The following is a 21,145-nucleotide window of genomic DNA, read 5'->3' as shown; positions in this document are numbered from 1 at the left end:
GGGGGCTGGAAAGTCGGGGACGGGAACCATGGCCGGGGATGGCGCAAACAGACACAGCCTGCTGGACGACGCCCAGGGCATTGCCTACGGCGCCGCAATGGCCGCCTTCGGCATCGTGATCCTGACGCATCTGGGGCTGGTGACCGGCCAGACGGCGGGGCTGGCGGTGCTGATTTCCTACACCACCGGCTGGAGCTTTGGCGCGGTTTTCTTCGTGATCAACCTGCCCTTCTACTGGCTTGGCTACCGGCGCATGGGCGGGGCCTTCGTGGCCAAGACCTTTGCGGCGGTGGCGCTGATGTCGGCGGGCACGATGATCCTGCCGCGCCTTGTCAGCTTTGATCTGCTGCATCCGGGCGCGGGCGCGGTGCTGTTCGGGTTTGTCTCGGGGGCGGCGCTGCTGGCGCTGTTTCGCCACGGGGCAAGCCTGGGCGGTGTGGGGATCGTGGCGCTGTACCTGCAGGACAAAACCGGCTTTCGCGCCGGCTGGACCCAGCTGCTGTTCGATGTGGCGGTGTTTTTGCTGGCCCTTGGCCTGCGCGACGTGCAGACCGTGGCCTGGTCCTTTCTGGGGGCGCTGGTGCTGAACATGGTGATCGCCATCAATCACCGGCGCGACCGCTACATCGCGACGTGACATGGCCAAGACCTATCTGTTTTTGCTGATCGCCGTCCTGTTCGAGACCTTCGGCTCGACCTGCCTGCAGGCCAGTCAGCAATTCACACGGTTCTGGCCCTCGGTCGGGGTATTCGTGGGGTTCGGCGCGGCCTTCTGGTTCTTCGCGCTGGTGTTGCGCGATCTGCCGCTGGGCGTTACCTATGCGCTGTGGTCGGGGATCGGGATCATCCTGATCGCGGGCGCGGGGCGGCTGTTCTTTGGCCAGGTTCTGGATGGCGCCGCACTGCTGGGCATCACGCTGATCATCGCCGGCATCGTCGTCATCAACGTCTTTTCCGGTTCGGCCACGCATTAGTCTGGTCTTTGCGACCGTTTTCGACTATGCGCGGCGGCGCAGCATAAAACGGCGGATACGAATGGACCTTCGCAACATTGCGATCATCGCACACGTTGACCACGGCAAGACCACGCTGGTCGACCAGCTTCTGAAACAATCCGGGGCCTTCCGGGAAAACCAGGCCGTCGCCGAACGCGTGATGGACAGCAACGACATCGAACGCGAACGCGGCATCACCATCCTGGCCAAGGCGACCTCGGTGGAATGGAAGGGCACGCGGATCAACATCGTCGACACCCCCGGCCACGCCGATTTCGGCGGCGAGGTGGAACGCATCCTGTCCATGGTGGACGGCGTCTGCCTGCTGGTGGATGCAGCCGAAGGGCCGATGCCGCAGACGAAATTCGTCACCTCGAAGGCGCTGGCGCTGGGGCTGCGGCCCATCGTCGTGCTGAACAAGGTCGACAAGCCCGCGGCCGAGCCTGACCGCGCGCTGAACGAGGTCTTCGACCTCTTCGCCAACCTTGGCGCCAGCGATGAACAGCTGGACTTCCCGCATGTCTATGCCAGCGGCATCGGCGGCTGGGCGGATGAGGCGCTGGATGGCCCGCGCAAGGATTTCACCGCGCTGTTCGACCTGATCGTGCGCCATGTGCAGCCCCCCAGACAGATCGCGCGCGAGGCCGAGCCCTTCTCGATGCTGGCCACGACGCTGGGCGCGGACCCCTTCATCGGCCGCATCCTGACGGGGCGCGTGGAATCGGGCCGGCTCAAGGTGGGCGACACGCTCAAGGCGCTGTCGCGCACCGGCGAGCGGATCGAACAGTTCCGCTGCACCAAGATCCTGGCCTTCCGCGGCCTGTCGCAGCAACCGATCGACGAGGCCGTGGCCGGCGACATCGTGTCGATCGCGGGGATGAGCAAGGCCACCGTGGCCGATACCCTTTGCGCGCTGGATGTCGAGACCGCCATCCCTTCGCAGCCCATCGATCCGCCGACGATCTCGGTCACCTTCGGCATCAATGACAGCCCGCTGGCAGGGCGGGACGGCAACAAGGTGCAGTCGCGCGTGATCCGGGAACGCCTGCTGAAAGAGGCCGAATCGAACGTGGCGATCCGGGTCGAGGATACACCCTCGGGCGATGCCTTCGTGGTCTCGGGACGCGGCGAATTGCAAATGGGCGTCCTGATCGAGAACATGCGCCGCGAGGGGTTCGAGCTGTCGATCTCGCGCCCGCGCGTGATCTTCCGCGAGGAAGGCGGCGAGCGTCTGGAGCCGATCGAGGAAGTCATCGTCGATGTGGATGACGAATATTCCGGCGCCGTGATCGAGAAACTGACCGGCCCGCGCAAGGGCGACCTGGTGGAAATGCGCCCCGCAGGCCACGGCAAGACCCGGATCGTGGCCCATGTGCCGTCACGCGGGCTGATCGGCTATCAGGGCGAATTCATGACCGACACGCGCGGCAATGGCGTTCTGAACCGCATCTTCCACGACTGGGCGCCCTACAAGGGACCGATCCAGGGCCGCCGTCAGGGCGTGCTGATCTCGATGGAAAATGGCGTCTCGGTGGCCTATGCGCTGTGGAACCTGGAAGAGCGCGGCAAACTGTTCATCGGCGCGCAGGAACAGGTCTATACCGGCATGATCATCGGCGAGCATTCGCGCGACAACGACCTTGAGGTGAACCCGCTGAAGGGCAAGAAGCTGACCAACGTCCGCGCTTCGGGCACGGATGAGGCCGTGCGCCTGACCCCCCCGGTCCGGATGAGCCTGGAAGAAGCCATCGCCTATATCGACGATGACGAACTGGTCGAGGTCACGCCCAAGATCGTCCGGCTGCGCAAACGCTACCTGGACCCGCACGAACGCAAGCGCATGTCCAAGGCCGAGTGAGCGCGGCCATGCCGGGGGGCGCTGCCCCCCGGTCCCCCCGGAGTATTTTTGCCAAGAAGAAGGAAAAGTCGTTCTGCTTCTTCTTGGTCGAAATACTCCGGGGGGTGAGAGCCGGAGGCTCGAGGGGGGCAGAGCCCCCCTTTTACTTTACCGGAACAGCACCAGCGCGCCGGGGGACCAGGCAACGCGGGTGCGGGTGCCGACGTCCAGCACCGGGCGGCCGAACACATTGCGCATCGAAATCCGCACCGGCCGGTCGACGCCGTCCAGTTTCACGTCGTAATAGGTCATGTCGCCGTAATAGACGACCTCGTCGATCGTGCCGGGGGTTTCGCGGTCGGTCGCGGTCTGGCCTTCATACAGGAGCGTCAGCGTTTCCGGGCGGAAGCCCACCGAGGCCTCGCCCCCCGCCGGCGCGGCCGAGGCCTGGGCCGCCTCGATCTGCACCTGGCCGAGGCCGGGCACCTCGACCTGCAAATGGCTGCCCGTTTCGCCCAGCACGCGGGCGGGCAGGAAGTTCATCACGCCGATGAAATCGGCCACCTGGCGGGAATTCGGGCGGCGGTAGAGCGTTTCGGGATCGGCCAGCTGGGCGATCTGGCCCTCGAACATCACGGCGATGCGGTCGGACATGACCAGCGCCTCTTCCTGGTCGTGGGTGACCAGGACGAAGGTGATGCCCACCTCGCGCTGCAGCTTGATCAGCTCGACCTGCATCTGCTCGCGGATTTTCTTGTCGAGCGCGGACAGCGGCTCATCCAGCAACAGCACCTTGGGCTTCAGGATCAGCGCGCGGGCCAGCGCCACCCGCTGGCGTTGCCCGCCCGACAGCGCATGGGCCGCGCGATTGCCGTAGCCTTTCAGCCCCACCATTTCCAGCGCATGGGCCACGGCGCGGTCTTTCTCGGCCTGGCTGCGCGGGTCGCGGCGCAGGCCGAAGCCCACGTTCTGTTCCACCGACAGATGCGGGAAGATCGCGTAGGACTGAAACACCATGTTGGTGGGCCGCTTGTTCGCCGCCACCCCGGCCATGTCCTTGCCGTCGATCAGCACCACGCCCGAGGAGATATCCTCAAACCCCGCGATGGTGCGCAACAGCGTGGTCTTGCCGCAGCCCGAGGGCCCCAGCAGCGAAAAGAACTCGCCCGCGCGGATGGTGGCATTGATGCCGCGCAGCGCGTGGTAATCGCCGTAATATTTATGGACGTCGCGAAACTCGATCATGGGGGCGCGGTCGTTCACAGGAAGCCTCCGGTATCCTTGCCGCCGGTGCGCGCGATGCCGCGGCGGCGGAAATATTCTGCAATGGCGAGAAGCACGATCGAGGCCAGCACCAGCACGGTGCCCAGCGCCATGATCATCGGGATCTGCTTGGGGAAGCGCAGCTGCGAGAAGATATAGGTGGGCAGCGTCGGTTCATTCCCCGCAAGGAAGAAGGCGATGATGAATTCATCAAGGCTGATCGTGAAGGAAATCAGGAAGGACGAGATGATCCCCGGCATCACCAGCGGCAGGGTGATCAGCCGGAAGGTGGCCCATTTCGTCTCGCCCAGGTCATAGGCGGCCTCTTCCAGGCTGCGGTCGAGCGAGGAAAACGCCGTGTTCAGGATCGCGATCGCATAAGGCGTGGCGATCAGCACATGGCCCAGCATCACCGTAAAGACCGACAGCGGCACGCCCAGCCCCAGAAAAACCACCAGAAGCGACACCGCCACGATGATTTCGGGCAGCACCAGCGGCAGCATGATCAGCCCCATGATCCCGCCCTTGCCCGGAAAGGCAAACCGCGTGCCCGCGCGCGCGGCGAAAATGCCCAGCGTGGTCGACAGCACCGCCGTGCCCAGCGCGATGATCAGCGAATTCTTCAGCGCATTGCCCAGCGTGGGGTTGGCGAACATCTGCGCGAACCATTCGGTCGTGAAGCCCTTGAGCGGAAAGGCGATGATCGTGCCGTCGTTGAAGGCAAAGATCGGCAACAACAGGATCGGCGCATACAGGAACAGCAGATAGGCCAGCGCATAAAGGCGCAGGGGCGGAAGCTTCATTTCTGCACCCTCAGGAAGCGACGGTTGAGGAACAGGAACAGGACCGAGATCACCGCCACCACAGACATGGCCGACACCGCGATGGCCGATCCCATCGGCTTGTTGTCCAGCGGCAGCATCTGCGCCTGGATCATGTTGGCCACCATCGGCAGCTTGCCCCCGCCGATCAGTTCCGGGGTCACATAGTCGCCGATCGTCGGGATGAAGACGATAAGCACCGCCGCCACCACGCCCGGCATCGCCAAGGGCAGCGTCACCCGCCAGAAGGTCATCAGCTTGCTTTCGCCCAGATCCTGCCCCGCTTCCAGCAGCGAGCGGTCAATCTTTTCCAGGCTGACAAAGATCGGCAGGATCGCGAAGGGCGCATAGGCATGGGCCAGCGTCACCGCGATCGCACCCACGGTGTTCAGCATCTGCAGCGGCTGATCGATGATCCCCAGCAGGTCCAGCCCCGAATTGACCACGCCGTTATAGCCCAGGATCACCTTCCACAGGAACACCCGGATCAGATAGCTGGTCCAGAACGGGATCGTGATCAGAAACAGCCAGCGCGCCTTGTTCGAGGCGCGGACATGGAAGGACACATAATAGGCGATCGGGAAGGCCAGAACCACCGTGACCAGCGTCACCAGCCCCGACACCAGAAGCGAACGCAACAGGATCGCGCGAAAGATCGGGTCGGTCCAGGTGGCGATGTAGTTTTCAAAGGTGACTTCGCGGATGATCGTCAGATAGCCGTCTTTGAAGAAGGAAAACGCCAGGATCGTCGCCAGCGGCGCAGCCAGCATCAGCACCGCATAAAGTGCGGTGGGCGCGACCAGCGCATAGCCGTTGAAGGCTTCGGACCGGGTGAACCGGCTCAATCGCGAACCCGTTGCCATTGGATCACATACTCCCTCGGGCGCGCTCGTTTTCCCCGGCGCGTTGGGGTCACGTTCGCACAAGCCACGGCCAAGGGAAAGGGGGCGCGTTGCGGCAAGCGGGGCGCAGCGACCGGGGCGCGATCAGGGCCGGGCGTTCAGCCCCCCGTCGCAAGCCTTGCCCCCAGCGCCGCCGCCACTGCGGATGCATCGGTTGCGGCCAGCAGGGCAAAGACACCCGAAGGCGGCGCGCGATCATGCAACCCGGCCTCATGCAGGGCCTGGGCCAGGCGATAGGCCGGCATCGGATTGTCAGGCGCGGGCAGCACAACGGCCAGATCGCCCGCGACCAGCAACCGGACCAGCGCCAGCACGGTGAAGGTATCATCCCAGGGCAGCAGCCACAGCTGCCCCCCCTTCGATCCGGCCGATCCCGCCCCGGCCAGATCGGCCCAGTCGCCAGGCAGGACCGCGCGGCGCGCCGCGGGCCCAAGCCCCGCCCAGATCGGCGCAGCGGCCTGCGCCGCCGCCCGCACCCGCGCGAAATCGTCCGGCCCGGCCGCCACCAGCGGATGGAAGGGATCGGCGCTTTCGATCAGAACCGTGCCAAAGGGCGCGCGCCAGACCCCGCCCACATAATGCGTCAGGAAAAGTTCCGATCCGTCCTCGGCCATCCGCCCCGCCCCCTTTACCGTCCCGTCAGACCGGCAGATCGCCGGGCGGATTGTCCAGCAGCCGCGCCAGCCGCGCCATCGCACCGGCAAAGACCTGTTCCTGCACCCCACCCGCCATGGCGATCCGCACCGCATTGGGCGCATGCCCATCCACCAGGACATATTCGTCCGAGGACCGCAACAGGACGCCTTCCGCCTCGGCCATGCGCGCGAAGGTTGACGCGCGCCAGCCCAGCGGCAGGCGCAGCCACAGGAACGACAGCCCCGGCAACCAGGACACATCATGCCCCGAAAGCGCCGCCAGCGCGATATCCAGCCGCCGCGCCATCACCTCTTGCGCGGTCTGGCGCAGCGCCATCGCCTCGCCCGAGGTCAGCAGCCGGGTGATGATGTCGGTCACCGGACGCGCCAGGCCGAAATAGCTGTGCTGCGCGGCCAGCCGCCCGGCCTCGCCCATGCCCGCGGGACAGACGACGACGCCAAAGCGCATCCCGGCCGAAATCGTCTTGGACAGGCTGGACACATGCCAGACCCGTTCGGGTGCCAGTTCGCGCAGCAGCGGCAAACCGGAACTGGGCGCGGTGTAGCAGTCATCTTCAAGGATCTGCAAGTCGTGGATGCGCGCCAGATCGACGATGGCGCGCCGGCGTGCCTCACCCATGCGCACGGCGGTGGGGTTCTGCGCCTCGGTCGTGACGCAGACCAGCTGCGCGGGGTGGCGCCGGCAGGCCGCGTCCAGCGCGGCGGGCACCAGACCTTCGTGATCCAGCGCGATCGGCACCATCTCGGCCCGGTTCAGGCGGGCGGCATGGCGAAAGCCGGGATAGGCCAGTTCCTCGGCCAGAACCACCGGCCGGTCGCCGCGCAGACAGCATTGCAGCACGATGTTGATGCCGTTCTGCCCGCCATGGGTCAGCACCAGATCATCGGCAGTGACCGGGCCCAGACGACAACAGGAAAACCATTCCAAAGCGGCCTGCCGACAATAATGATCGCGCCGCAGGCCCGGATATTCCAGATATTGCCAGCCGATGTCCTGCGCCGCCGCGGCCATGGCACGCGCCAGCGCCGCCGCCTGCCCCACATCGGGCAGCTGGGGCGAGCGCAGATCGACCACGCCGGTCGCCTCGGGGTCGGTGCGCGACAGGGAATAAAGCGGCTCGGTCGGGCCAAGGCGGCGGCGCTGCGCGGCGACAAAGGTGCCCCGGCCCACGGCGGCCTCCAGCAGGCCTTCCTGGGTGGCGATCTGATAGGCGCGCGCCACCGTGCCCGGCGTCACCCCCAGCCGCCAGGCCAGATCGCGCACCGTGGGCAGCTGCGCCCCCACCGCCAGTTCGCCCGCGCGCACCGCATCGCGCAAGGCCCGCACCAGCGCCAGATATTTCGGACCCGACCGCGCCGACAGATCGGGAAGCCATGTTGTATCAGTCACAATGTTTCTCTGGACCCGATTGGCTGCACTTTGTATCGACAGGCTAACCACCCTTCGGGGATTGTAGCAACACAAAAGGCCCGCCATGTCCAGCCTGACCCTTCCGCATCGCCGCCCTGCCCGCCCCGGCCTGCGCGCCTTTCTGCAGGTCATCCGGGATTGGTCGGACCGCAAACGCAGCCGTGCGGCGCTGGCCCGGCTGGATGCGCATCTGCTGCGTGATATCGGGATCGATGCCGGCCGCGCCGCGCATGAGGTCGCACGCCCCTTCTGGACCGCCTAGACATTCAGACAGGTTCCGGCAGTCCCCTGACGGTACCTCTTCCTCGGCCGGGGCTTCCCCGGCCGTTTTTTATTGGATTTCAGCCTGCTACCGCGTCGATCGTGATCGCGCGCTTGCGCAGTTCGGTGTAAAGCGCGGGGACCACGCGGGTCTGGTTGACCGCGCGCGCCAGCGCATCGCCCAGCTGGCGTTCATTCGCGGCCCCGCAGACGCGCCAGACCAGCCGCCGCGCCACGCCATCGTCATAGACGATTTCCATCGCGCCGGTGCGCCCCTTGCGCAGGCCCAGGAAATCGCACCCGCCCGCGGCGCTGTGATAGACCGATTGTGCCATCGTACTGCTCGTTTCTTGTTTTGTACCGATGGTCAACGCATGCCGGACGGGGACCCGTCCGGTCAATCAAAAGCCGAACAGGCCCCTGATTTCGCGCCGGCGCTGAGTCCGCCGCGCCACAGCAGGCCGGGCCGCCGCGCCCCGCAATCAATCAGTCGCGCGATCAGTCAGTCGCGCAATCAGGCAGTCGGACGGTCAGGCGGCGAACAGCGCGCGGGCCTCATGCGCCTTCAGCGCCAGACGCGCGCCATCCCACAGCTTTTCCGCCAGGCCATCGCGCAATTCGGGGAAAATCTCGAACAGCTCGTCTCGCTGCGCGCTGTCCAGCCCCCCGATCGAGGCCGCGCCGGGCTGATAGCTTTCGGTCCAGGCGCCATCGGCCAGGATGATCTCATGCGCGTCACACAGCAGATGGATATAGCTGACCGCCGGCACCGCCAGCCGCGTGATCCCGGGTCGGCCGACCAGATGGATCGCGGCCACCAGAACCTCGGCCTCGCCGAACAGCAGTTCGGCCCGGCGCCCGGTGATCAGCATGCGGTGCTGGGGCGAGACGACCAGATCTGCTTCGGGCAGGCCATCGCCCAGTGCACCGCGCGCGATGTGCACCGGCTGCAGCCGCGGATTGGCGGCCAGATCCGCGGCGGCCAGATCGCGTTGGCCGATCCAGCGGATCGTCTGATAGCCGTTGTCGCGCGTCAGCACCCGGTCGCCCACGCGCAGATCCTGCACCGCGATCCGGCCCGCGACGGTTTCAATCATCGTGCCGGGGGTAAAGCAGGGCACGATGGTGACCTTTTCAATATTGGCGAAGGTGGTGGTGGTACTGTTGCCATGCCAGTGGATCGTGCCGTTTTCGGAATCCTGCGGGTCATAGACGATCCTGGCGCCGCCATAGACGATCAGCTCGTCGATATCCGAGCCATCGGCATCTTCGCCCCCCTCGATGAATTCGCCCGCCGCCTCGCCTGCGGTGACGGTGATCAGGTCGGACCCGGTGCCGCCATCGACCAGGTCCAGGCCCGCGCCGCCGTCGATGATGTCATTGCCCGCGCCGCCCAGGATGGTGTCGTCGCCATCCCCGCCAAACAGCGAATCGCCACCGCCGCGGCCATCAAGGTAATCGTTGCCCGCACCGCCATGGAAAACGTTGGTGAAGGTATCCGACCCGCTGGTCGATTCCCCGTCATAGCCCAGAAGCACATCATCGAAGGCCGAGCCATAGATCCCGTCCACGCCATAAAGCCGGTCGCCTTCGGCATCGCCACCCGTGCCGGTGCCGGCGGCCAGGTCGACCGTCACACCCGCCGCCGATTCGCTATAATCGGCGAAATCCATACCGGTGCCGCCATCCAGCGAATCCGCGCCCGCCCCGCCGGCCAGCGTGTCATTGCCCAACCCGCCGGTCAGCGTGTCATTGCCCGCGCCGCCGGCCAGGACATCATCGCCATCATCGCCAGACAGCAGGTCATTGCCCGCCCCGCCAAGGATCGTGTCATTGCCCGCACCGCCCGACACGGTGTCATTGTCGGTGGGAATCGCATCGAAACGGATATTGGAAATGCCGATCCGCTGCGTACTGCCCGAAGATCCGACATTGTCATACAGGATCTCGACCCGCGTGACCGGCCCGGGGATTGAGACCAGAACCGACCCCTGGGCATCGGAATAGTTGTTCTGACCGCTTGCCGCGGTCACCGTATTGCCCGACACGACATCCGACCCCGACGCCGTCAGCGTGACCTGCACCGCCGTGCTGCCGTTCCACGCGGAAATCGTCACCTTGTCGCGCCAATCGTCCCGGTCCACGTCCTGCAGACGGAACAGCACGTTTTCCACCGCCCCGCCAAAGCCGCTGCCCGCGACGGCCGAAAAATCCAGCCTGACGCTGGAGGTATTGCCGCTACCGGTACCGGTGCCCGACAGGATCGCCATCGAGCTTGCGGGGATGCCTTCGCCCGCCTGAACATAGCCTGTATCGCGCGTGTTGACGGTAAAGCCCGTTCCGGGGCCAAGGTCGGTATAATCGACCTTCACATTCACGCCGCCCGTGTTTTGCGTGAAATCCCCCGCGATCGAGGTGCCGTTGCTGCCCTGCTTCGACCATTCGAGCATGCGCAGCACCGACAGAAGACTGTCGGGTCCGGCAGCAATCAGATCATCCCCGGCCGCGCCGCGAATGCTGTCATTGCCCGTCAAGCCTATGATCGTATCCGCGCCGGTCGTGCCGGTCAGCGTGTCGTTACCGCTTGTTCCCGTCGTCAAGGTCATACTCGCATCCAAACCGCCCGCAAAACATCGCGCGGCGCACCTGTCACCAATTCCCGCCTATCTGTTTAAGCCCTATAGCGCGATCAAGGCTTTTTCAAGGCGTTTGCCAATCCGGCCCGGAATCCTGCCCCCCTGCTGTTGCGTAACGCATGAAAATCCCGCCGGGCGGTTTGGCCCTGACGGCAGATTTTTCGGGAGACTAGGGATTCGCTGGTACCCGAGGTCGGACTCGAACCGACAAGCCTTGCGGCGGGGGATTTTGAATCCCTGTTCCTATACCCCTAACTGATTTGAGTAAGCACTAAAAACCTTGATTTCACATGCGCTTATGTTCTAAGTATCCCCTGCATATACTACGCATTTTGAGCCGATTTGCTTACTTTTTGCTTACTTTTTGCTTACTTTTTTCGACCGCAACACATGCAGGGGACTAAAAGCGATGGCCGACAAGCGGGTGAAGCTGACGAAAACCACGGTGGCAAAGGCCGAGCCTGACGCCGACAAACCGCGCCTGATCTGGGATAGTGAACTGCGCGGTTTTGGCCTGCGCGTGTCCCCAGGCGGCGCGAAAAGCTACGTCATGCAGCGCCGCGCCGGCAACAAGGAGCGCCGTGTGACGATCGGCAGGGCCGACGACATGACGCCAGAGAGCGCGCGCAAGAAGGCTATGAAGCTGGCAACAGAATTTGCCGAGGGGCTGGACCCCGTGAAGGAAAAGGCCAAGCGCAAGGCGCGCGAAATGACGCTGGAAGAAGCCTTCGAGGCTTACAAGGCCGCGCCCACCAAGAAGGGCCGTGGCAAGGGCGCCCCCAAGAAGGCGCTGACCATCCGCGACATTGAAAAGGCTATGACCCGGTTCAAGGATTGGCTTGATCTGCCGATCACCAACATCAGCGGATCAATGGTCAAGGAACATCACGCCAAGATGGCCGCAGTATCCCCGGCGCAGGCCAATCTTGCGCACCGCTACCTTCGGGCCGCGCTGAACCATATCATCGCCGACACAGACGACGACGACGAACCTGTGCTAAAACGGAACCCGGTGCAGCGCCTGAACCGCCTGAACCAATGGGCACCTGTGGATCGGGCAAAAGGGCACATCCCCGAGGGCCAGATCGCCGCATGGCTGGAGGCCGTGCGCAATGGGCTGATCGGGTTGAAGCAGGACAACGAAAAGCGCGATGCGCTGCTGTTCCTGCTGTTGACCGGCGCGCGTCTGTCCGAGGCGTTGGGCGATCCGCTGGTCAACTACCCTGCCCTTCGGTGGGCCGATGTGGACCTGAAAAAGAAGATCGTCACATTCCGCAACACCAAGAACCGCAATGACCACGAATTGCCGCTAGGCCGGGAACTGGCCGCGATGCTGGAGGCGCGCCGCAAGATCAGCGGGCCGGAATTTGTATTCAGTGACCCTGACGGGGACGTGCCCGCCAATTTGCGCAGCGCCTATGCCCGGATCGAAAAGCAGACCGGCATCAGCGTGACCGCCCACGACCTGCGCCGCACCTTCGCCACCGCCGCCAGCAAGTTGGATATTTCCGCCTACAAGCTGAAACGCCTGACCAACCATGTGAGCGGCGGCGACGTGACCGCGGGCTATGTGCAGGTGACAACCGAGGATCTGCGCGGCGCCATGCAGCGGATCGAGGATTACCTTCTGTCGCCCGCCCGCAGCGACGCCGACAACGTGGTGCAGATGCTGGAGGCGCGCGGGTGACAAAGAAAGTGACGCATGTTTGGCGCGACGCCATGCACGCCGTTGAGCGCAAGACGGTGAAAGACGCGACCTTTGAAGATATCAAGGGAGCGATGGATGAGATCAACGCATCCTGGCCAACCCCGCAAAAAATTCTCCCCAAGATCAAGGCGGGCGCGGCTGACGTTGTGGTCAAGGAAGGCTTCCCCGATCCAGGCATAAGCGTAAATCACAAGGGCCGGTTCTGGTGCGAACACGTTGGCAAAACACTTCCGCGCGGCTGTACGTTTGCGCCAGGGTGGGCCTACATCCAGAAGCACACCGACCCGCTGACCCCGTGCCATGAAGCTGCGCAGCTTTATTTCAATGCGCTAGAGGTCGAGTGGGCAATCGAATCCGGCGATGTGGAAAAGGTCTTTGCGCAGACCCTGCGCTTAGGGTGGGCGGTCAATCGTTTCAGAGAACGGACCCTTCATCTGAAAACCGTGACGCGGGGCGCGAAGGTCGCGGGCGGGCAAATGAACGCAGCACATGCAACGAATGTCCGGCACAAACCTTTGCGCGATGCTAGATTTGAACGGATGGCGGAACTAGTCCCCATGATGGGCGTGGACAGCGCGGCAGCACAATGCGAGGTCGAGGGCCTAGGCGGATGGACTGCGATCAAAAGACAGTGGAACCGTCACCAGAAAAAGCGGGACAGCTAGGCCACTGTCCCGACAGCTTTTCCCCAATCTGCCCTTACCGATTTTAGGAAAGGGCAACCGATGAACAATAGCACCGCAACGATTGCCGAGACGGTGGCAACTGTCCCGGTTCTGTGGACCCAGCGACAAGCCGCCGAATATCTTGGCAAGTCTGAAAAGTGGTTTGAGCGCGACCGCTGGGCCGGGGCTACTATCCCCTATGTGAAGGTGGGCCGCGCCGTGCGCTATCGCGCTGCTGATGTGGTGGCCTACGTCCAGGCAAACATGATCGAGGGGGCCGCGTGATGAAAAATCCCGCCTTCCCCGATCATTGCCGCGAGAACTTCGAGCGCACCGACGACGCGCTGACCGAAATCAAGGGCCTGATTGTCGCGCTTGAGCTGCTGCACGACGAGCACCGCTTTGCGCCGCCCCTGTCGAAAGAGGCGCTGGCCAAGGACGTGCTGATGAAGCTGGTGACCGATAAACTGGACGCGATCGAGAAGCTTCGGCAGATCGAATGGACCGGTCAGGGCGGATCGTCCAACACGCTGACCCCCGAGGAAACCGCCGCCGCGCGCGGCCTGAAATAAGAAACCCGCGCCGAAGGTTACGGCACGGGCTTAAAGTTATGGATCAGCTTGGACGCTGACACTTTAGCACCGCCGTGCCTTCGGTTCAATCACCGAGGTATCGAGCAAATGAGAACCCCACAGAACCGCGCCGCGCGCCGCCAGATGCGCGCATGTGTCAGGACCGCCGCCGCCGTGCTGGCGCGGTGCTGCATTGACCGCAACCCCCGCACGGGCCGTCATGTGACGGTATCGGCGCCCAGGGCTGTGCAGGCGCTGGAGCGCGCCTTTGCGCTGCTGCTGACCGAGGGCGGCAAGCCCCAGGTGCTGCGCCTGACCGATGAGGCCGCCGCCGCGTTCCCTGCCCATGATCCGGCGATCATCCCGCCCGGCGCGCGTCCGTTTATCGCGGTGGGGCTGGACGTGGATGGCCGCGCGACCTTCACCCTGCGCCACATCGTCGTGGGCAACGCAGCCGACGCCACGACCGAGCGCCGCGCCGCCGAGGCCCTGATGCGCGCTGAACTTGCACCCAGCCTTGCCCGATCGGGCTGGGGCGATAAGGAGGCCCGCGCATGAAAAAACCGATCTTGCAGATCCCCGCTGATGTGGGCGCGCATTGCCGCCAAGCCGCATCGGTTCTGACACAGGCCAACGCGCGTCTGGCCCGATTGCTGGAAATCTGGGCCGACGACGACCCCGACCCGGAAAACGGCGACTTTTGGCACGTCCAGATCGCGCACCCCGAGGTCGCCCGCCTGCGCGAAAATCTGCGCCGCGTAACGGACACCCTCAACTTTCTGGCCGATCACGGCGACCACGGCCTGGAGATCGAACGCCAGCCCGACACGACTAAGGAGACCCGCGCATGACCGCCGCTGATCTTCTGCGCATCATGCGCTTGCGTGTCCGTTTCGGGCTGACCGTTCATCAAGCCGCCGTGATGGCTGGCCTTGCCTTTGGGGAGGTGGCCGAGTGAACGCGCAACCCGAATCCTTCAACACCGCCCGCCCGATCAGCCCGGCCTTTGTTTCCGGCTATGGGCAGAGCGACACGCACGCTGCGATCCTGAACGATGGCCGCCCGAACCCGCACAGATCGGCGGGCGCGGCCTACAGCGCCATCCTCGCGCGCGAGATCGTCGCAATGGTGCAGACCCCGCCCAGCGTGCCGAAAGAGCGCGCCCGGTGGTTTATCCCGTCCGCCTATCACGGCAGCGACGCCCGCACCCAAGAGGTGCAGCGCGAGCGGGGGCTGTTCCATTGGCTCACGCTGGACGTTGACGACAACGACCTGTCGCTGGCCGAAGTCAGTGAAACTGTGGAGGCCGTGACCGGACCCGCCGCGCGGCTGATCTATTCCAGCCGGTCGGCCAAGGCCGACCGCAGGAAATGGCGGGCGCTGGTGCCGCTTCTGGCACCCTTGGGCGGGGCAGACTTCACCGACGCGCAACACGCCTTCTATGATCTGCTGGAGCGCGAGAGCGCGGGCGTGCTGGTGCCAGACCGGCGCCTGGCGCTACCGGCGCAGCTTGTCTATCTGCCCAACCGTGGCGAGTTTTACGAGCACCAGATCGTCAAGGCCGACCGGCTGGACCTGACCGAAGATCACCCGATCATGCGCCGCATGGCCGAGAACCGGGCGGCACGGGCGCAGGCCGAGGCCGAGGCGCAAGTGCGGCGGCAATACCGCATCGCCACCCGCCCGGCACCTTCGGGCGGTGACACGCGCCCGGTGGATCACTTCAACGCGGCGCATTCGGTGGGCGATCTGCTGGCGCGGTATGGATACCGGCAGCTTGGGCATTCATCCGACTGGCGCAGCCCCATGCAGACGAGCGGCAGCTACGCGACCCGCGATTGCGGCGACTATTGGGTGAGCCTGTCCGCCAGCGACGCGGCGGCGGGCATCGGGGCCGCCAGCGCGAACGGCAACCGGCACGGCGACGCCTTCGACCTGTATGTGTACTTCGAGCACGGCGGCGACTTCAACGCGGCGGTGGCCGCCTATGCACAAGAGGCCGGATTGAACCGCAGACCCGACACCCGATCGACCGCAGGCAATGCACAGACCGAAGCGGCAGGGCACGGCGGCGCGCCCGATCTGGGCGACGATCCGGTTGACCTGTGGGGCACGTTCCCCGCGCCGGATCTTCCCGCCGGGCTGTTGCCGGTTGAAATCGAAACCTTCGCCCGCGTGCAGGGCGAGATGATGGGGGCCGATCCTGCCGGGCTGGCCGTCGCTGCGCTGGTGACGTGCGCGGCGGCGATCAACGACAACATCAAACTTCAGGTGAAGCGCCACGATCCGACATGGACGGAAAGCGCGCGGATCTGGGCCGCGCTGGTGGGCAGCCCGTCCACCAAGAAAAGCCCGATCCTGTCCGCCGCGACCGCGCCCCTGTGCCGCATCGACCGGCAAATGTTCCGGGACTGGCAAGCCGCGATGAAGGAGTTTCAGGCACTGCCCAAAGAAGAAAAATACGGGAAGAACCCACCGCCGCAAACGCGCCTGCGCATCGAGGATGCGACGGTTGAGGCGGCGCAGCTGGTGCTGGAGGGCAGCCCGTGGGGCGTGCTGCTGTTGCAGGATGAACTGTCCGGGTTCTTTGGCGCGATGGACCGATACAACGGCGGCAAGGGCGCGGGTGCTGACCGGGCCTTTTGGCTGCGCGCCTTCAACGGCGGCGAATTTGCCTTGAACCGCGTGGGCCGTGGATCAGCCCTAATCCCGAACCTGTCGCTGTGCCTGCTGGGCGGCATCCAGCCCGAGCCGATCCGCAAGGTAGTGGCAGACGCGCACGACGATGGCCTGTTGCAACGCCTGTTCCCTGTGGTGCTGAAGCCAGCGACGATGGGCCAGGACGCGCCCGCGCCGCCCGTGGTGGCGATCTATGGGGATCTGGTGAACAAGCTGCACAAAACGCGCCCGCCGGGTTTTGCAGGGCTGGGCGTGCTGGCCTTCGATGATGGCGCGCAAGATGTGCGCCGGCATCTGGAGGCGCAACACCTGACCCTTCAGGCATCCGAGGCCGTCAACCGCAAGCTAGCCTCGCACATCGGCAAATATGACGGCTTGTTCGCGCGCCTGTGCATCATCTGGCACTGCATCGAGAACCGCGAGCGGGAATTGCCCCACACAGTCACGGAGGACACCGCACGGCGCGCCGGGGACTTTCTGCACAAATTCCTCTTGCCGCACGCTGTGGCCTTCTACGGTGGCATTCTGGGCCTGTCCGACGATCACGACCGCCTTCAGGCAATCGCGGGCTACATCTTGGCGCACAAGCTGGAGCGGATCACGAACCGCGACGTGCAGCGCGGTGACCGAACCATGCGCGCGATCAGGGAGGCCGATATTCGCCCGCTGCTGGAGCAACTTGCCGCGCTAGGCTGGTTGGATCGGATCGACGGGCCGCGCCCCTCATCGCAGCCACACTGGATCGTCAACCCGGCTGTGCATCGGCGCTTCACCGATCGGGCCGAACAAGAAGCCGCACGCCGCGCCGAAGCCCGGCAGGCCATCGCGGGGGTGCTGCGCGGGGGTGAAGAATGACTTTTGTCCGCAAAGTCCCTTGCGCGCACGTCAGGGAGTCTGAAATTCAGCCCCCTTTTCTATATATAGGCGCATTTCATCCTCGCACACGCGCAAGGGACAATGTGGACAATCCCCCCCCGCGTTGGCCGACACACCGGGGGGGGGGCGTGTCAAAGTCCACAGCCCCCCGATCTGGGACCGGAGCCCTTCCCTCACTTTCAACGCAAACACAGTTTTTCCAACTGGTCAAAAATCAAACTCATGCGCGCGCGTGCGCATTGCGCGCGTGAGAACCACACCCACCACATCGCAAAGGAGCCGATGAGATGCTGAACGATAAGCAACGAATGATGATCGAGGCGAACGCCGCCCGCCTGGCCTTTGACGCGGCGCTGGCCGACCTGTCCGAACGCGGCGGCGATCTGCGCATGTTCGCGGCGGCAATGCTGGCCGCATCCGTCCGCTTGCATGTGGAGATTGAGGGCACCGAGGGCCTGCACCGTGCCGTCGCGCGCCTGGCATCGGTGGAAATCGTCGGTAGTGGGCAGGCGGGCCGGTGCTGATGGTTGCATCGTAAAGCGTTATGTGATTACATATCAAAACGCTAAGCCGATGCTGAAAGATCGCTCGGCCGCCGCGCACGACAGCGCGGAACCTTCGCCAGCGGCGAGGAGAGCGGCACCCCAATTTTGGGCGGCTGTTCTTCACCGCCCCGCAGGCAAAGGACGATGAAATGAATATCGAGCAACTCAAAGAAGCCCACCGCGCCAAGATGGCCGAGGCGCGCGCCCTTCACCAAAAGATCAAGTCCGACACCCCCGACGCCGAAGCGCGGGCGATCGAACGCGAATTTGGCCTGCTGATGGCCGAGGTGGATGACCTGCGCGACAAGATCGACGCCGCCAAATCGGAACGTGCTGGTGACCCCCGCGCCCCGCGTGGCGGTGACGCATCGCAGCCGGGCGTTGACGATGGGCTGGGTGACGGCTTCACCGAAGCGCGCACCGCGCCGATCGCGCCGGATCAGCGGTGCGTGACCTGGGCCGAGGCGCGCGGGCATGACGCTTACAACCGCTTGCCGCTGGGCCGCTACCTGCGCAGCATGGTGACCGGGGCCGAAACGGATCTGGAGAAACGCGCACTTTCCGAGGGCAGTGACAGCGCCGGGGGCTACACGGTGCCGACGCATCTTAGCGCCCGCCTGATCGACGCCCTGCGCGCCGCTTCGGTGGTGACGCAGGCCGGGGCGCAAACCGTGATGCTGGAGGGCATGACCAACAACATCGCCCGCCTGGCGTCCGACCCGACCCCCGCCTGGCGCGAAGAAGCTGGCGCGGTGGCTGTGAGCGACCCGACCTTTGACAACGTGCAACTGGTGCCCCGTTCGCTGGCCGTGATGACCAAGGTTAGCGTTGAACTGCTGCAAGACAGCATCAACCTTGGCAGCGAACTGCCCCGCATTTTGGCCGCCTCTCTGGCGTCCGAACTGGACCGCGTGGCGCTGCTGGGCACCGGCACCGCCCCCGAACCGCGCGGCATCGCCAACACGCTGGGCATCGGCACGGATGCAGTCGCGGCAGGGATCGAATACTCCCATCTTTCCAAGGCGCGCACGGCGATCCTGACCGCCAACGCGGGGCCGGTCAGTGCCTTCATCATGCACCCCCGCGACGAGGGCGTCTTGACCGGCGCGACGGACAGCACCGGGCAGCCGCTGAACCCGCCCGCCGTTCTGTCGCGCATTCCGATGCTGACGACGACCGCGATTCCCACGGACGGCGGCGTAGGCACGAATGAGAGCACGATCTTTGCGGGCAACTTCGGGCACCTGCTGATCGGCATTCGCTCCGATATCCGTATCGAGGTGCTGCGCGAGGTGTTTATGGGCAATCTGCAATATGCCTTTATCGCCCACATGCGGGCCGATGTGGCGGTGCAGCACCCCGGCGCGTTCTATACGCTGACCGGCGTGACCGCTGCCTGATGAGACAAGCCGGGGCTGACCGATCGGCCCTGGCACCAACACGGCAGGATGCGCCGGGCCGAGCGATGGCCGAATCATCCCCGTTAGTCGGACCGTGGGCAAACACCGACATGACGCGGCTTGCGTTCTCCAATGTGCAGGCGCAGCGTTTTGACAGGCCGGGGCAGATTGTCCCGGCCTTTTCTATGTGCTGACGATCCGCACACGCGCCGACCCCAGCGTCATCAAGCGCGGCAGATTCGGCACTTCGGCCTTCACGATCCCGCGATCAGACCCCGCGCCGATCTGCTTACTTTTTGCTTACTTTTCCCCGGCACCAATGAAAAAAGCCGATCTTTGCGACCGGCCTTTTTTCATTTTATCCTGTGTTTTCAAGCTGGTACCCGAGGTCGGACTCGAACCGACAAGCCTTGCGGCGGGGGATTTTGAATCCCCTGCGTCTACCATTCCGCCACTCGGGCCAGCGGATGTGGCTTAGCGCGGCGCGCGGGCGGTGGCAAGATGCTGCTTGCAGATCATGCTGCAGATCGCGCGCGGCAAAGCTGTCGCAGGCCGCGACATCGCCCGCCTGAAAGCCGCGACCGAACCGGGACCGGCGCTGGCCGGATGTGCCGTGGGTGAAGCCGTCGGGCATCGGCACGCGCCCGGCATTGCCCGATCCCGCAACCACGAATACCCCGCGCCCCGGTTCCCCGGGACAGATCAAATCCGCGCGCGCGGCCCCTGCCCCTGGCGTGCGTGCCTTGACGCGGCGCCCCGCACGGGCGAGGAACAGGCGGCACAAGAATGGGGCGCAGATGATCCGGCGGCTGTATGACTGGACGATGGGGCTGGCGGGTCACCGCAACGCGATCCGGGCGCTGGCGGTGGTGTCCTTCGTCGAAAGTTCGGTCTTTCCGATCCCGCCCGATGTGCTGATGATCCCGATGATCCTGGCGATGCCCTGGCGCGCGTTTCACATCGCGATGGTCTGCACGGTGGCCTCGGTTCTGGGCGGGCTGCTGGGTTATGCGATCGGGCACGGCTTCATGGAAACGATCGGCCAGCCGGTGCTGGATTTCTACGGCAAGGCCGAAAGCTTTGATGATCTGGCCGCGCGGTTCAACGCCTATGGCGGCTGGGCGGTTCTGGTGGCCGGGGTCACGCCCTTTCCCTACAAGGTCATCACCATCTTTTCGGGCGCGACGGGGCTGTCGCTGCCGCTGTTCGTGGGGGTGTCGGTGCTGGCGCGCGCGCTGCGGTTCTTTCTGGTGGCGGGACTTTTGTGGAAGTTCGGCGCGCCGGTCCGCGATTTCATCGAACGTCGGCTGGGCCTGCTGTTCACCCTTTTCGTCGTCCTGCTGATCGGAGGTTTCTATGCCGCGCGCCATCTTTGACCGCCTGACCGCCCTGACCGCCCCGCTGCTGGCGGGGCTGGCAGGCGCGGGATCGGCCGCCGTGCTGATCGCGGCGCTGGTGTTTCAGTATTTCGGTGTCGCGCCTTGCGATCTGTGCATCACCCAACGCTGGCCACATCTGTTAGCGGCGCTGCTGGGGGCGGCGCTGATGGCGCTGCGGCTGCCGGCGGCGGTGTTTCGCGCGGGCGCGCTGGCGGGGGCCGGGGCCGCGGCGCTGACCGGCGCGATCGGGGTTTATCATTCGGGGGTGGAACGGGGCCTGTTCGAGGGGCCCGACAGCTGCACCTCGGGGCCGGTCGGCACCCTTTCGGCGCAGGACCTGCTGGCGCAGATCCAGGCCGCGCCGCTGATCCGCTGCGATGAAATCGCCTGGCAGATGTGGGGCGTGACGATGCCCAACCTGAACGCCATCGCCTCTTTCGCCTTTGCCGCGCTGTGGATCGCGGCCTTTGTCCGCGCACGCAGCCGGGCCTGAGCCCCGGGCAAAGCCACGGGGTGGCGTTCGCGCATTGCACCCCAAG

22 protein-coding genes, 2 tRNA genes and 1 pseudogene are annotated in these 21,145 nt (G+C 65.0%); 15 read left to right on the top strand and 10 right to left on the bottom strand.

Translation table 11 applies throughout. The features are described 5' to 3' along the window. Window positions 1-28 precede the first annotated feature (28 nt). The 3 genes from ACK8OU_RS14705 to typA all read left to right on the top strand — a co-directional run bounded on the left by ACK8OU_RS14705 (window position 29) and on the right by typA (window position 2,853). Window positions 29-637: a YitT family protein gene (locus tag ACK8OU_RS14705; RefSeq protein WP_410304174.1), complete on the top strand. Its 609-nt coding sequence runs from the start codon at window positions 29-31 to the stop codon at window positions 635-637. Between the two features lies 1 nt (window position 638). Beyond that, window positions 639-974, top strand: coding sequence for a DMT family transporter (locus ACK8OU_RS14700; RefSeq protein WP_410304173.1), 336 nt, complete (start codon window positions 639-641; stop codon window positions 972-974). 61 nt (window positions 975-1,035) lie between these two features. Next, entirely contained in the window at window positions 1,036-2,853 is a 1,818-nt protein-coding gene (typA, locus tag ACK8OU_RS14695; RefSeq protein WP_410304172.1) for a translational GTPase TypA, read from the top strand. A gap of 147 nt (window positions 2,854-3,000) precedes the next feature. Here typA and ACK8OU_RS14690 read toward each other — a convergent pair whose 3' ends face one another. The 5 genes from ACK8OU_RS14690 to ACK8OU_RS14670 form a co-directional block, all read right to left on the bottom strand. Further along, window positions 3,001-4,077 (bottom strand): ABC transporter ATP-binding protein, encoded by a 1,077-nt coding sequence (locus ACK8OU_RS14690; protein ID WP_410304205.1) that lies wholly within the window; start codon window positions 4,075-4,077, stop codon window positions 3,001-3,003. A 14-nt stretch (window positions 4,078-4,091) separates the two neighbouring features. Beyond that, on the bottom strand, window positions 4,092-4,898 hold the full coding sequence (locus ACK8OU_RS14685; protein WP_410304171.1) for an ABC transporter permease: 807 nt from the start codon (window positions 4,896-4,898) through the stop codon (window positions 4,092-4,094). Then, a complete protein-coding gene (locus tag ACK8OU_RS14680) occupies window positions 4,895-5,779 on the bottom strand; it encodes an ABC transporter permease (protein ID WP_250040717.1) in 885 nt (294 codons plus the stop codon). Before ACK8OU_RS14680 ends, ACK8OU_RS14685 begins: the two co-directional genes overlap by 4 nt. 137 nt (window positions 5,780-5,916) lie before the next feature. Further along, on the bottom strand, window positions 5,917-6,432 hold the full coding sequence (locus tag ACK8OU_RS14675; RefSeq protein ID WP_410304170.1) for a hypothetical protein: 516 nt from the start codon (window positions 6,430-6,432) through the stop codon (window positions 5,917-5,919). A gap of 25 nt (window positions 6,433-6,457) precedes the next feature. Further along, window positions 6,458-7,864, bottom strand: a complete 1,407-nt coding sequence (locus ACK8OU_RS14670) for an aminotransferase-like domain-containing protein (RefSeq protein ID WP_410304169.1) — start codon at window positions 7,862-7,864, stop codon at window positions 6,458-6,460. 85 nt (window positions 7,865-7,949) lie between these two features. Between ACK8OU_RS14670 and ACK8OU_RS14665 the strand changes: the two genes are divergently transcribed. Continuing rightward, window positions 7,950-8,147, top strand: a complete 198-nt coding sequence (locus ACK8OU_RS14665) for a DUF1127 domain-containing protein (protein WP_410304168.1) — start codon at window positions 7,950-7,952, stop codon at window positions 8,145-8,147. 79 nt (window positions 8,148-8,226) lie between these two features. Here the strand turns inward: ACK8OU_RS14665 and ACK8OU_RS14660 are convergent, their stop codons facing one another. From ACK8OU_RS14660 to ACK8OU_RS14650, 3 genes are all read right to left on the bottom strand, one after another. Further along, the gene (locus ACK8OU_RS14660) at window positions 8,227-8,481 is read right to left on the bottom strand and encodes a hypothetical protein (protein WP_410304167.1); all 255 of its coding nucleotides are present in this window, start codon (window positions 8,479-8,481) and stop codon (window positions 8,227-8,229) included. Window positions 8,482-8,676: 195 nt separating this feature from the next. Further along, the gene (locus ACK8OU_RS14655) at window positions 8,677-10,752 is read right to left on the bottom strand and encodes a Hint domain-containing protein (protein ID WP_410304166.1); all 2,076 of its coding nucleotides are present in this window, start codon (window positions 10,750-10,752) and stop codon (window positions 8,677-8,679) included. A gap of 211 nt (window positions 10,753-10,963) precedes the next feature. Next, window positions 10,964-11,048: transfer RNA gene (locus ACK8OU_RS14650), tRNA-OTHER, on the bottom strand. Window positions 11,049-11,191: 143 nt separating this feature from the next. Here ACK8OU_RS14650 and ACK8OU_RS14645 point away from each other — a divergent pair. From ACK8OU_RS14645 to ACK8OU_RS14605, 9 genes are all read left to right on the top strand, one after another. Then, window positions 11,192-12,469, top strand: a complete 1,278-nt coding sequence (locus tag ACK8OU_RS14645) for a tyrosine-type recombinase/integrase (RefSeq protein WP_410304165.1) — start codon at window positions 11,192-11,194, stop codon at window positions 12,467-12,469. Continuing rightward, window positions 12,466-13,155: a hypothetical protein gene (locus ACK8OU_RS14640; RefSeq protein WP_410304164.1), complete on the top strand. Its 690-nt coding sequence runs from the start codon at window positions 12,466-12,468 to the stop codon at window positions 13,153-13,155. The genes ACK8OU_RS14645 and ACK8OU_RS14640 overlap by 4 nt, the downstream gene beginning before the upstream one ends. A 60-nt stretch (window positions 13,156-13,215) precedes the next feature. Continuing rightward, window positions 13,216-13,440, top strand: a complete 225-nt coding sequence (locus tag ACK8OU_RS14635; protein WP_410304163.1) for a helix-turn-helix domain-containing protein — start codon at window positions 13,216-13,218, stop codon at window positions 13,438-13,440. Then, a complete protein-coding gene (locus tag ACK8OU_RS14630) occupies window positions 13,440-13,727 on the top strand; it encodes a hypothetical protein (RefSeq protein ID WP_410304162.1) in 288 nt (95 codons plus the stop codon). Before ACK8OU_RS14635 ends, ACK8OU_RS14630 begins: the two co-directional genes overlap by 1 nt. A gap of 144 nt (window positions 13,728-13,871) precedes the next feature. Then, complete coding sequence (locus ACK8OU_RS14625; RefSeq protein ID WP_410304161.1) at window positions 13,872-14,285, top strand: hypothetical protein; 414 nt, start codon at window positions 13,872-13,874, stop codon at window positions 14,283-14,285. After that, entirely contained in the window at window positions 14,282-14,578 is a 297-nt protein-coding gene (locus ACK8OU_RS14620) for a hypothetical protein (protein ID WP_410304160.1), read from the top strand. The genes ACK8OU_RS14625 and ACK8OU_RS14620 overlap by 4 nt, the downstream gene beginning before the upstream one ends. Before the next feature lie 103 nt (window positions 14,579-14,681). Further along, window positions 14,682-17,261 carry a DUF3987 domain-containing protein gene (locus ACK8OU_RS14615; protein WP_410304159.1) on the top strand — a complete coding sequence of 860 codons (2,580 nt, stop codon included), beginning with the start codon at window positions 14,682-14,684 and terminating at the stop codon, window positions 17,259-17,261. A 308-nt stretch (window positions 17,262-17,569) separates the two neighbouring features. Further along, a complete protein-coding gene (locus tag ACK8OU_RS14610) occupies window positions 17,570-17,806 on the top strand; it encodes a hypothetical protein (protein WP_410304158.1) in 237 nt (78 codons plus the stop codon). Window positions 17,807-17,976: 170 nt separating this feature from the next. Next, entirely contained in the window at window positions 17,977-19,227 is a 1,251-nt protein-coding gene (locus ACK8OU_RS14605) for a phage major capsid protein (protein WP_410304157.1), read from the top strand. Between the two features lie 377 nt (window positions 19,228-19,604). Here the strand turns inward: ACK8OU_RS14605 and ACK8OU_RS14600 are convergent. Beyond that, window positions 19,605-19,688: transfer RNA gene (locus ACK8OU_RS14600), tRNA-Leu, on the bottom strand. A gap of 89 nt (window positions 19,689-19,777) precedes the next feature. Beyond that, window positions 19,778-19,867 (bottom strand): annotated as a pseudogene (locus ACK8OU_RS14595) (neutral zinc metallopeptidase); the annotation flags it as partial. Between the two features lie 157 nt (window positions 19,868-20,024). Here ACK8OU_RS14595 and ACK8OU_RS14590 point away from each other — a divergent pair. Both ACK8OU_RS14590 and ACK8OU_RS14585 read left to right on the top strand, forming a co-directional pair. After that, window positions 20,025-20,603 (top strand): YqaA family protein, encoded by a 579-nt coding sequence (locus ACK8OU_RS14590; protein WP_410304156.1) that lies wholly within the window; start codon window positions 20,025-20,027, stop codon window positions 20,601-20,603. Next, a complete protein-coding gene (locus ACK8OU_RS14585; RefSeq protein ID WP_410304155.1) occupies window positions 20,584-21,099 on the top strand; it encodes a disulfide bond formation protein B in 516 nt (171 codons plus the stop codon). Before ACK8OU_RS14590 ends, ACK8OU_RS14585 begins: the two co-directional genes overlap by 20 nt. Window positions 21,100-21,145 lie beyond the last annotated feature (46 nt).

Origin of the sequence: Pontitalea aquivivens, from assembly GCF_046507575.1 — a bacterium.
Taxonomy (GTDB): Bacteria; Pseudomonadota; Alphaproteobacteria; order Rhodobacterales; family Rhodobacteraceae; genus Pontitalea; species Pontitalea aquivivens.
This window is presented reverse-complemented; position numbering and strand designations above follow the sequence as displayed.